The following is a 10,345-nucleotide window of genomic DNA, read 5'->3' on the forward strand; positions in this document are numbered from 1 at the left end:
ACAAAGAATGATGCTTCCTACTTTTAAATCCAACAATTTGATTTAAAAAACTAAAAAAATAAATCTTTATTCTATTGGTACATGTTTTTTTCTGTTGAATACCCAGAATAAAATAGGGAATACAAATAAGGTTAAAACAGTTGCTGTCATAAGACCACCGATAATTACAATTGCAAGCGGTTTTTGAGATTCAGAACCAATTCCAGTAGAAATTGCAGCAGGCAATAATCCAATAGATGCCATTAACGCAGTCATTACCACCGCTCTTGTTCTGGCTTTAACTCCCATAAAAATAGATTCTTCGAGGGTAAATTTTGCTTTTAGATTATGATGAAATTCCGATATTAGAATCACTCCATTCTGAATACAAATTCCTAAAAGAGCAATAAATCCAACTCCAGCTGAGATTCCAAAATTCATTCCTGTAATGTGGAGTGCAATAATTCCTCCAATAATAGCAAAAGGAACATTGGCTAAAACAAGGAGAGAATCTTTGAAGTTTCCAAACAAAATAAATAACAGTACAAAAATTCCAATTAAACTGATTGGTACAACTTGAGCCAAACGAGCACTAGCACGAACTTGATTTTCGAATTCTCCGGTCCATCCTGTTGTATAACCTGTCGGAAGTTTTAATTTATTGACTTTCGACTGTGCTTCTGCAATTGTACTTCCTAAATCTCGATCACGAACAGAGAATTTAACTCCGATAAAACGTTTCGTATTGTCTCTGTAAATAAATGCAGGTCCTGTAATGGTTTTTATGTCGCAGATTTCTTTTAAAGGAATTTTGATACCGCTTATGGTTGGAACTTTAATTTCCTCCAGATCTTTTTCATCTTTTCTGTATTCTTTTGAAAAACGAACTCGAACATCAAATTTCTTTTCGTCTTCATATTTTTCAGTTGCTGTTTTTCCTCCAAATGCTAATTCTAAAACAGCCTGTGCATCACTTAATGTTACTCCATAAGCAGCCATTTTTTCGCGATCCAAGATTACACTAATTTCTGGCTGTCCAACATTTCGTAGAATTCCGGCGTCTTTTATACCAGGAATATCCTTGATTTGTGATAAAACTTCGTTAGCAAGCTGGTCTAGTTTATTTAAATCATCTCCATAAATTTTTACTGCATTAGAAGCCTTAAATCCAGCAACAGATTCAGCAACGTTGTCAATTACAGGTTGCGAATAATTATAGGTAATTCCTTGATGAACTTTTAGTTTATTATCCATTTCATTAATCAGATCATCCATAGAAATTTTACGTTTCCAGTCGGCTTTTGGTTTTAAATCAACTTGAAGCTGGATAAATCCAAATCCGTTTGGATCCGTTCCGTCATTGCTTCGACCTGTTTGTGATAAAACATTTTTAACTTCTGGAAAACTTTCAAGATCTTTTCTAATCATTGCAGCAGTTTTAACACTTTCAGGCAATGAAGTACTCATTGGTAATTCTGCAGTAACCCATAAAGCACCTTCATTTAATTGCGGTAAAAATTCAGTTCCTAAGAAACCTGCAGAAAAGAAAACCGCTGCTAATAATCCAATTGAAGCAATTAAGGTTTGTACTTTATGTTTAAATGTCCAAGCAAAACCTTTAGAAACAATTCGATCCCAAAAGTTCACAAACGGGTTATGTTTTTCTTTTACATTTTTGTTTAATAATATATGAGAAAGAACAGGAACTAAAGTCAAAGTAAAAATAAGTGCTCCTAATAATGCGAAACCTAATGTAAAGGCTAAAGGAGAGAACATTTTTCCTTCTACTTTCTGGAATGAGAAGATTGGAAGTAAGGCTGTAATAATGATCAGTTTAGAAAAGAAGATTGCTTTACCCATCTCTGTTCCTGTTTTCTTGATCAAACTTCCTTTTGCAATTTTATTAAATTTCTCCATTCCCAACTGATGCGCCCGATGATCGAGAACTACAAACAATCCTTCGACCATTACTACTGCACCGTCAATAATAATCCCGAAATCGACTGCACCTAAACTCAATAAGTTGGCACTCATTCCCATCATTTTCAAACATAAGAATGCAAATAAAAGTGAAAGCGGAATTACAATAGAAACGGTAAAAGTAGTTCGCCAGTCGGCCATAAAAAGAAATACAACAACAGTAACCAGAATAATACCTTCAAATAAATTATGCATTACGGTTTCTGTCGTGAAATTCATTAAATTATCACGATCGTAAAAAGTCTCTATTTTAATGTCTTTAGGAAGAACATTATCATTTAGGTCTTTGATTTTTGCTTTTATCAAGGCAAGAGTTTCCTGCGGATTTTCACCTTTTCGCATTACGACAATTCCTTCTACAGCATCATCGTTATTTCCAATACCAGTCTGTCCCACTCTAGGCATGGAGCTTTCATAAACATCCGCTAGATTTTTGACCAAAATAGGGTTTCCCGCTGCATCATCAACAATAATATTTCCGATGTCTTCTTTTGATTTTAATAATCCAACACCACGAACCACAAAAGCTTGTCCGTTTTTTTCTATTACATCTCCACCAACATTTAAGTTTCCTGCATTTACAGCATTGTAAACTTGTAAAGGTGTGATATTATATTTAGCCAATTTAATTGGATCAACACCAACTTCATACGTTTTGGTTTGACCTCCAAAGACATTTAAATCGGCTACTCCAGGAAGAGAACGAAGCTGTTTATCAATTACCCAATTTTGGTAAGTCAATAATTCACGACTATCTCTGCTGTCACTTTTTACAATATATCTGAAGATTTCACCCGTTGGGCCATAAGGTGGCTGAACGTCTGGTTCTACATCATCAGGAAGTGAAACATTTTTCAATAAATTATTCACCTGAAAACGGGCAAAAGTATCGTCTACACCATCATCAAAAATGATTTTAATAACCGATAATCCAAACATGGTAATACTTCGAACACTTGTTTTTTTCTGAACAGAGTTCATAGAGATTTCAATAGGTGAAGTTACAAAACGCTCTACTTCCTCAGCACTTTTTCCATTCCATTGTGTAATAATGATAATCTGTGTATTGGTAACGTCGGGAAAAGCATCGATAGGCATATTTTTGAATGAAATAAATCCCGCAACAGCCAATAATCCAACCCAAAAGAAGGTGAATGCTTTATTCTTTAAAGAAAAAGCAATAATATTTTTTATGAATTTGTTCATGTCTTAGTTATTTAAAGCACCATAAATAAATAGTTGATTGTTTGTGATTACTTTTTCGTTTTCTTTTAAACCACTTGATACATATGTAGTATCTCCAACAACTCTATACACTTCAACTTGTCTTGTTTCTATATTATTACGGTCTTTAAATACCACAACAAAGTTTTTACTTTTATCAAATACAATCGCTTTACTTGGCACGGCTATCATAGATTGATTTTCATTGAAAGACAATTTGATGTTAGCATTCATATCTGGTTTAAGCATATAATCAGGATTGTTTAATTTGATTCTCGCTTGCATTGCTTTAGTTTCCGGATCAATTACGTTGTAGATCTTATCCACTTTCCCATGAAACGTTTTATCAGGATAACTCAGAGTAGTTACGGAAGCACTTGTACCTAATTTTACTTTATTAATATCAATTTCGTTAATGTTTGCCATTGCCCAAACCTCGCTGATTTCTGCTATATCAAAAATATTTTCAGAACGATCGTTACGCAAAAGCATATCCTGATTAATGCTTTTTTGGATAATAAACCCGCTAATTGGAGCTGTTACTTCATAAATAGAGCCAGCCTTAATATTATAAATTTTATACGTTTCCTGAATTTTGCTTAATTGTGACTGCGCCTTATTTACTTCAGATTTTGCCTGAAGAACATCACTTTCAGAATTCAGTTTGCCATCAAATAATTCTTGAGCTACTTTCAAATTATTTTTAGCAACTAATAAGTCACTTTTAGCATCAATAGATTGTTTTTCGAAATCAGCAACATCGGTACTTTTTATTGTTGCTAATACTTGTCCTTTTTTAACGTAGTCACCAAGTTCAACATTTACTTTCATCACATTTCCACCAACCAATGGATAAACATCAATCATTTTATTATTGTCAGCTGTAATTTTTCCGTAGAAACTTAGTTCATTTTTTAAAGGTTGTGTTTGAGCATCAGCTGTAGTTGTAGTTTTAAGCATGGCATCGCTTAAAACAAAAGAGGTATTGGTATCTGGATTTTCAACTTCTTTTTTGCAGCTTGCCATAGATAAACTTACAATTGCGATTCCTGTGAATAATATATGTTTCATTTGTTTAGTTTTTTAAAATAAATCTTTGTTGATGGTACTGTTTAATTCTTCACCTGCTATCACTACTTTTTTCTTTAATTCATTTAACTGAATTATTGCCTGGTTATAGCTTTCCATAAAGTCAGTAAATTCTAAAAGACTTACATTTCGTTTCTGAAAGTTGGTAAGCATTCCGTTATAAACAGCTTCAAAATCAGCGTTTACGGTTGGCTTGATAACAGCATAATTTTGACGTGATTCATCCCATTTGGTCCATGCCGAAGTAATTTCTGTTTTTAGCTGTAACTCAAAATTTTGTTTTTCAATTTTAGATTGTTCCAAAACTGTTTTCGCATATTTTATATTTCCTTTATTCTGATTCCAAAGAGGCAGTGGAATTCCTATCAATAAATTGGCTTCTTTATTAAATGCTCCACTTCGTTGATCGTAATTTGCGCCAAGTGTGACATCTGGAATTGAAAGTGATTTTTGCAATTTCACATTTAGTTCGTTGGCATCAATTTCTTTTTGCTTAGCTAAGTAATCAGGACGATTTGCTATAGCCTGTTCTTCAAAATTTTTGAGGTCAAAGTCAATAACTTTTAAATACTTATCAGAATCATCTTTGCTTACAACGGGAACTACATTTTCTGTTTCGTTCAAAAGCAATTTTAAATTTGCTTGTTCTTCTATGTTGTTATTGATCACTTCTAATCGTTCGTTTTTGAAATTGAGATATAATGATTGCAAACGAACAACATCTTTTAAAGGAATATTTCCTTTTTGAGCTTGTATAGAATAAGAGTTGATTAAATTTTCTATATGAGCTAATTGTTTATCAGTATTTTCAAGATTTTTAGTATTGTAATATACTGTGAAAAAACTTTTTCGGAGCTGTAATTTTAAGGTACGCAATAAATCGTTAAACTGAAGTTCTGCCAGTTTTTCATTGGTTTGTGCCAATTTTACTTCATTACGTTTTTTACCGCCCAAATAAATAAGTTGCTCAACAGCAAAAGCTTTCTGCCCATTTTTGCCAATATCAAAGAATTGATCTCGTTCGGGGTTATACGCATTTAATTCAGCCGAAAGTGTAGGATTGTCCCAAATACGGGCTTGAATCGTTAAGGCTTTCGATGCATCAATATTATATTGAGATGCCAGTAAAAAAAGATTCTTTTTTAAGAATTGACCTTCACAGTCTTGAAGTGTGACCGATTTTTGAGCTATTGCAGCTTGATGGAGAAGTGCAAATAACAGCAATGCGAATAACTTTTTCATTGTATCATTTTTAATTATACAAATATGCTATCACTAGACTTTAAGAGACCTTAAAATCTACCTTAAAAATAGCTTAAAATTGTTTATAAATTAAAAAATAACTGAAATAAATTCGTATTAATATTTGTTAATGAGTAAGTTATGTTTGCTTTATGTAGTGTTAGTATTCTTTGTACAATTCGCAATCCGAGCCCAAAACCCGAAGTTCCTTTAGAATTTTTGCCACGCATAAAAGGCTGAAAAAGATTTTTTTGTTCTTCTTCGCTTAATGTATCTCCGGTATTTGAAACGGATATTATAAGATGATAACGATCTGTGCTTATTTTAACTTTAGCTTGTTTATTGTCTGAATACACACAGGCATTTTTAAGAACATTGCTCAAAGCTATTTCTAAAAGATTTTTATTACCTCTAATTTCCAGTGCTGTATCAAGATCTTCGCTTTCTTCAATTTCAAACAGAATCAGAAATTCTGGAAAAGTTTTATTTATTTTTTCAATAGAAGAAAATAAAATTTCATCCATTCGGTGGACTTCATGATTTTCAGTTTCTCGATTATCAATTTTAGATAGTATTAATAAGGAATTGATTAGTTCACTTAAATGATTGACGTCAGTTAATATAGCATTTAAAAAAGATTTGTTCCTAGGTTTAGCATCTGGATCGGCAACTGCATTTTCAATCTGAGAAGTCATCCTGGAAAGCGGTGTTCTTAATTCGTGCGAAGCATGAGCAGTAAACTCCTTTTGTTTTTGATAAGAAATCTCGATTCTATCCATCATAAAGTTGAATTCGTCAGCAATTAAATCAACTTCATTTTTAGTGCTTTTAGATTCAATTCGAGTATCAAGATTATTTTCGTTGATGTTTTTTATTTTTTGATGGAAAGCATTTAAAGGATTCATTACCTTTTTTACAGTAAAAGAAGTAATGACCCAGCATAGGCAGGTAAAGAAAATATAAGATATAACTAAGGTGTATCTTAAAAAAAGTAATTTCTTTTTGCCATAATCGTCAGTCGCAGAAATTAAGGCATAGAAATCTTTATCATTTGTATCATAAAAAACGCCGTAAACTTCGTAATCTCCCTGTTGCTTGAAAAAGGTTTTATTTTTCTTTAAATACTTTAAGTCGTCAACAGACCAGTTAATTTTAGCATCGTCAATACTACTGTAAATCAATTTAAAATTAGAATCAAAAACCAGTGTTTTTTCATCATACAATTTATTAATAGAGTTTTGATCGATAATTTTTAAAAGCTGATTGTCTACCTGTTTAACATTAACTAATAATTTTATATTAGATAATGCTTTGATTTCTAATCGATCACGGAATTCTTCTTTTCTATAATTAGAATACAAAATGAATATCACTGTAGATGCCAATCCAAAAAGGATGGTAAACAGTAAACTTACTAATAGTGATATTCGATTTTTTAATGTCATTCCTGATCGCTTAAATAGTAGCCGTACCCAACTTTAGTGCGGATCAATTTGGTGTCATGGTCTTTGTCAATTTTCTTTCTTAGAAAATTAATATAAACTTCAATAGTATTTTGATTGGTTTCGATGTGGTAATCCCAAAGTTTTTCGGCAATAAATTGTTTAGACAAAACTTTTCCTTTTGCGTGAGCCAGAATAAGGATTAGTTTGAATTCTTTAGGTGTAAGCTTGATTTCTTCTCCAGATCTAAAAACCTGCATTTCATCCTCAAGAATTTCAAGATCATTTATAATAATCTTATTTTCGACAACTTGAGGCACCTCTTTTCTTCTTAACAAAGATTGTACTCTGGCATAAAGTTCATCAAAATGAAAAGGTTTTACCAAGTAATCATCTGCACCGCTATCAAAAGAAGATAACTTGTCTTCAATTTCGCTGAAAGCAGTCAGCATAATTATAGGTGTTTTTTTATCTGTTTCCCGAATCCCTTTGCATACTTCAATTCCGTTTTTTCCCGGAACATTAATATCAAGAACAATTAAATCATATTCGTAAGGAAAGTATTTTTTAAGTAATAAAGAACCATCATAATATGGAGTACACTCGAAACCCTTTGATGCAAAGAATGTTGATATTTCTTTAGATAAAGTAAAATCGTCTTCGAGCAGTAATATTTTCATTTTGATGTATAATTTAGTAAATCTGACTAAAAATTCTATTCAGTCAGATTTACATTAAAGATAGGATTTATTTGAAATAAGAGAAAGTCTCATTGTTTTCAATCTTTAGCAAAGATTCATAAATTAAATTGATAACGTTTTCCACATCATCTCTATGAACCATTTCAACTGTAGTGTGCATGTATCGCAAAGGAAGCGAAATCAAAGCAGACGGAACGCCGCCATTGCTGTAAGCAAATGCATCTGTATCTGTTCCGGTAGCACGTGAAGTTGCATGTCTTTGAAACGGAATATTATTTTCAGCAGCTGTATCTACAATTAAATCACGTAATTTATTCTGAATTGCTGGAGAATATCCTATAACAGGTCCTTTGCCCATTTTAAGATCGCCTTCTACTTTTTTGTCTATCATTGGAGTAGTAGTATCGTGACAAACATCTGTTACAATAGCGACATTTGGTTTTATTCTGTGTGCAATCATTTCAGCCCCACGAAGACCAATTTCTTCCTGAACAGAATTTACAATGTATAAGCCAAAAGGAAGTTCTTTTTTGTTTTCATGCAATAAACGAGCAACTTCAGCAATCATAAATCCTCCCATTCTGTTGTCAATAGCACGACAAACAAATTTATTTTCGTTTAAAATCATAAATTCGTCTGGGTAAGTAATTACACAGCCAACATGAACACCTAAAGCTTCAACTTGTTCTTTATTTTCGCATCCTAAATCGATAAAAATGTTACTTAGTTTAGGAATTTCTTCTTTATCACGTAAACGAGTATGAATAGCAGGCCATCCAAAAACACCTTTAACAATACCATTTTTTGTGTGAATATTGACTCTTTTAGAAGGAGCAATCTGATGATCTGAACCACCATTTCTAATTACATATATAAGACCATCTTCAGTGATATAGTTTACATACCATGAAATTTCATCAGCATGTCCTTCAATAACAACTTTATAAGGAGCATCAGGATTGATTACACCTACAGCAGTTCCGTAAGTATCAGTTATAAAAGTATCAACATAAGGTTTCAAATAATTCATCCAAAGTTTTTGCCCTTCGCTTTCGTAGCCAGTAGGAGAGGCATTATTAAGGTAGCTTTCCAGGAATGCTATAGAAGTATCTTTTAAGATAGATTTTGTGCTCATAAAAATATTTTTTTGCTAAAATAGAAATTTGGTATCAGAGTTGTGTATAAATATATAATTTTACATTTAAATTATGATTCAATGAGATTAACCACCTTTATTTTATTTATACTATTAGTTTCCTTTTCATGTCAGGCTCAAGTTACTCCAAAGGAGAATCAGCAAATGGGCTACATATTAACAGAACAAGACTCTATTTTAAATGACACCATCCAATTGCCGGAGATAATTATTTCAAAAGGCGAAAAGATGAATCCCGAAGAAATGAAGCAATTTCAAATTCTTCAAAACAGGGTATATAAAGTTTATCCTTATGCAAGATTAGCTTCTGATAGATTAACAGCGCTGAATAATGGAATGGCACGTTTAAAAACAAATCGCGAAAAGAAAAAGTATTTCAAAATTGTAGAAGACTATTTAAATAACGAATTTGAAGAAAGACTAAAAAAGCTTTCCAGAAAACAAGGTCAGATTCTGGTAAAATTGATTCACCGTCAAACTGGCATTACCACTTATGAATTAATTAAAACATTAAAAAGTGGATTCAAAGCTTTTGTTTCTAATACCACGGCAAATTTATTCGACATAAGTTTAAAAACAGAATATAAACCTTATGATGTAAACGAAGACTATTTAATAGAAACTATTTTAGTCCGAGCGTTTGAGTCAGGGCGATTAGCAAATCAGAAACCAGCGAATCCCGTAGATTATGACGACTTATCCAGTAAATGGCAGGAAAGAGCAAAAGAATTAAATAAAAAATAGTTTCCAGTGTAATAGATACAACCCGACAGTTTCCAAAAACTGTCGGGTTTGTTTTTTATACATATATATTAAGTAGATAAGTATACTATAATATATAAGAGTAAAAGCTGATATTCCCGTCTGAGCAAATTCGAATCTACTTTGCAGGAGTAATTTTGGAATTAAAATTTGAATAATGTTGTTTATTAGGAGCAATTTCCCGCTATCCGTTGCAATCTTTTGCTTTTTAAAGGAAAAAGCAAAAGGATTTCCACTGCTATCGGGGCTGGGACACCAGTTTTCAGAAGAAAATTTCGGAAGAAAAAGACATTTTTACAAGAAAGCGAATTAAAAACCCAGCGCCTCTGCGTGTTTTCGAGATCAAAAAGGGCGGAAAACAGGGCTTTGTGACTTGGCGTCTTCGCGGCAAAACAAGAGAGATAACAGCCAAATAAGGAAAACCCGTACAAGAATTAAAAAATTCTGGATCTGTAAAGAATCTGTTATCAGTTAGTTAAGAAAAAGATTGAAAAAAGAACAAAAAAAGGCGGATAAAAAGCTTGTATAACTGAATAAAGGTGCTACTTTTGCACCCGCAACAGCGAAAACGTTCACAGAAATACTGACAGGAAATAAGGATCAATAGAAAAGAAATTTTCAAAAAAAAGATTCGGAAAAGCTTGTGAGATTTGAAAATGCTTTTTACATTTGCACCCCGCAAATACGGGAAGTTCATTGAGAGATTGGGAGAAGAATTGGAAAAACTGAAACGAAAAAAAAGTTTCAAAATTTTTTAAATTTTTCTTGCA

The 10,345-nt window shown here is 32.4% G+C and carries 7 protein-coding genes; 1 reads left to right on the top strand and 6 read right to left on the bottom strand.

What is annotated here, in order from left to right:
• Positions 1-66: 66 nt before the first annotated feature.
• The 6 genes from GSY47_RS03055 to GSY47_RS03080 all read right to left on the bottom strand — a co-directional run bounded on the left by GSY47_RS03055 (position 67) and on the right by GSY47_RS03080 (position 8,792).
• The gene (locus GSY47_RS03055; protein ID WP_219071097.1) at positions 67-3,165 is read right to left on the bottom strand and encodes an efflux RND transporter permease subunit; all 3,099 of its coding nucleotides are present in this window, start codon (positions 3,163-3,165) and stop codon (positions 67-69) included.
• Positions 3,166-3,168: 3 nt separating this feature from the next.
• Positions 3,169-4,254, bottom strand: coding sequence for an efflux RND transporter periplasmic adaptor subunit (locus GSY47_RS03060; protein ID WP_179006276.1), 1,086 nt, complete (start codon positions 4,252-4,254; stop codon positions 3,169-3,171).
• A 12-nt stretch (positions 4,255-4,266) separates the two neighbouring features.
• Positions 4,267-5,514 carry a TolC family protein gene (locus GSY47_RS03065; RefSeq protein ID WP_179006278.1) on the bottom strand — a complete coding sequence of 416 codons (1,248 nt, stop codon included), beginning with the start codon at positions 5,512-5,514 and terminating at the stop codon, positions 4,267-4,269.
• Between the two features lie 83 nt (positions 5,515-5,597).
• Positions 5,598-6,959 (bottom strand): HAMP domain-containing sensor histidine kinase, encoded by a 1,362-nt coding sequence (locus GSY47_RS03070; protein ID WP_179006280.1) that lies wholly within the window; start codon positions 6,957-6,959, stop codon positions 5,598-5,600.
• Positions 6,956-7,636 (bottom strand): response regulator transcription factor, encoded by a 681-nt coding sequence (locus GSY47_RS03075; protein ID WP_179006281.1) that lies wholly within the window; start codon positions 7,634-7,636, stop codon positions 6,956-6,958. Before GSY47_RS03075 ends, GSY47_RS03070 begins: the two co-directional genes overlap by 4 nt.
• Before the next feature lie 67 nt (positions 7,637-7,703).
• The gene (locus GSY47_RS03080; RefSeq protein ID WP_179006284.1) at positions 7,704-8,792 is read right to left on the bottom strand and encodes a M42 family metallopeptidase; all 1,089 of its coding nucleotides are present in this window, start codon (positions 8,790-8,792) and stop codon (positions 7,704-7,706) included.
• Positions 8,793-8,873: 81 nt separating this feature from the next.
• Here GSY47_RS03080 and GSY47_RS03085 point away from each other — a divergent pair, with 81 nt between their 5' ends.
• Entirely contained in the window at positions 8,874-9,557 is a 684-nt protein-coding gene (locus tag GSY47_RS03085) for a DUF4294 domain-containing protein (RefSeq protein ID WP_179006286.1), read from the top strand.
• The last annotated feature ends 788 nt before the right edge of the window (positions 9,558-10,345 follow it).

This window comes from Flavobacterium quisquiliarum, from assembly GCF_019308285.1.
GTDB classification, from domain to species: Bacteria; Bacteroidota; Bacteroidia; order Flavobacteriales; family Flavobacteriaceae; genus Flavobacterium; species Flavobacterium quisquiliarum.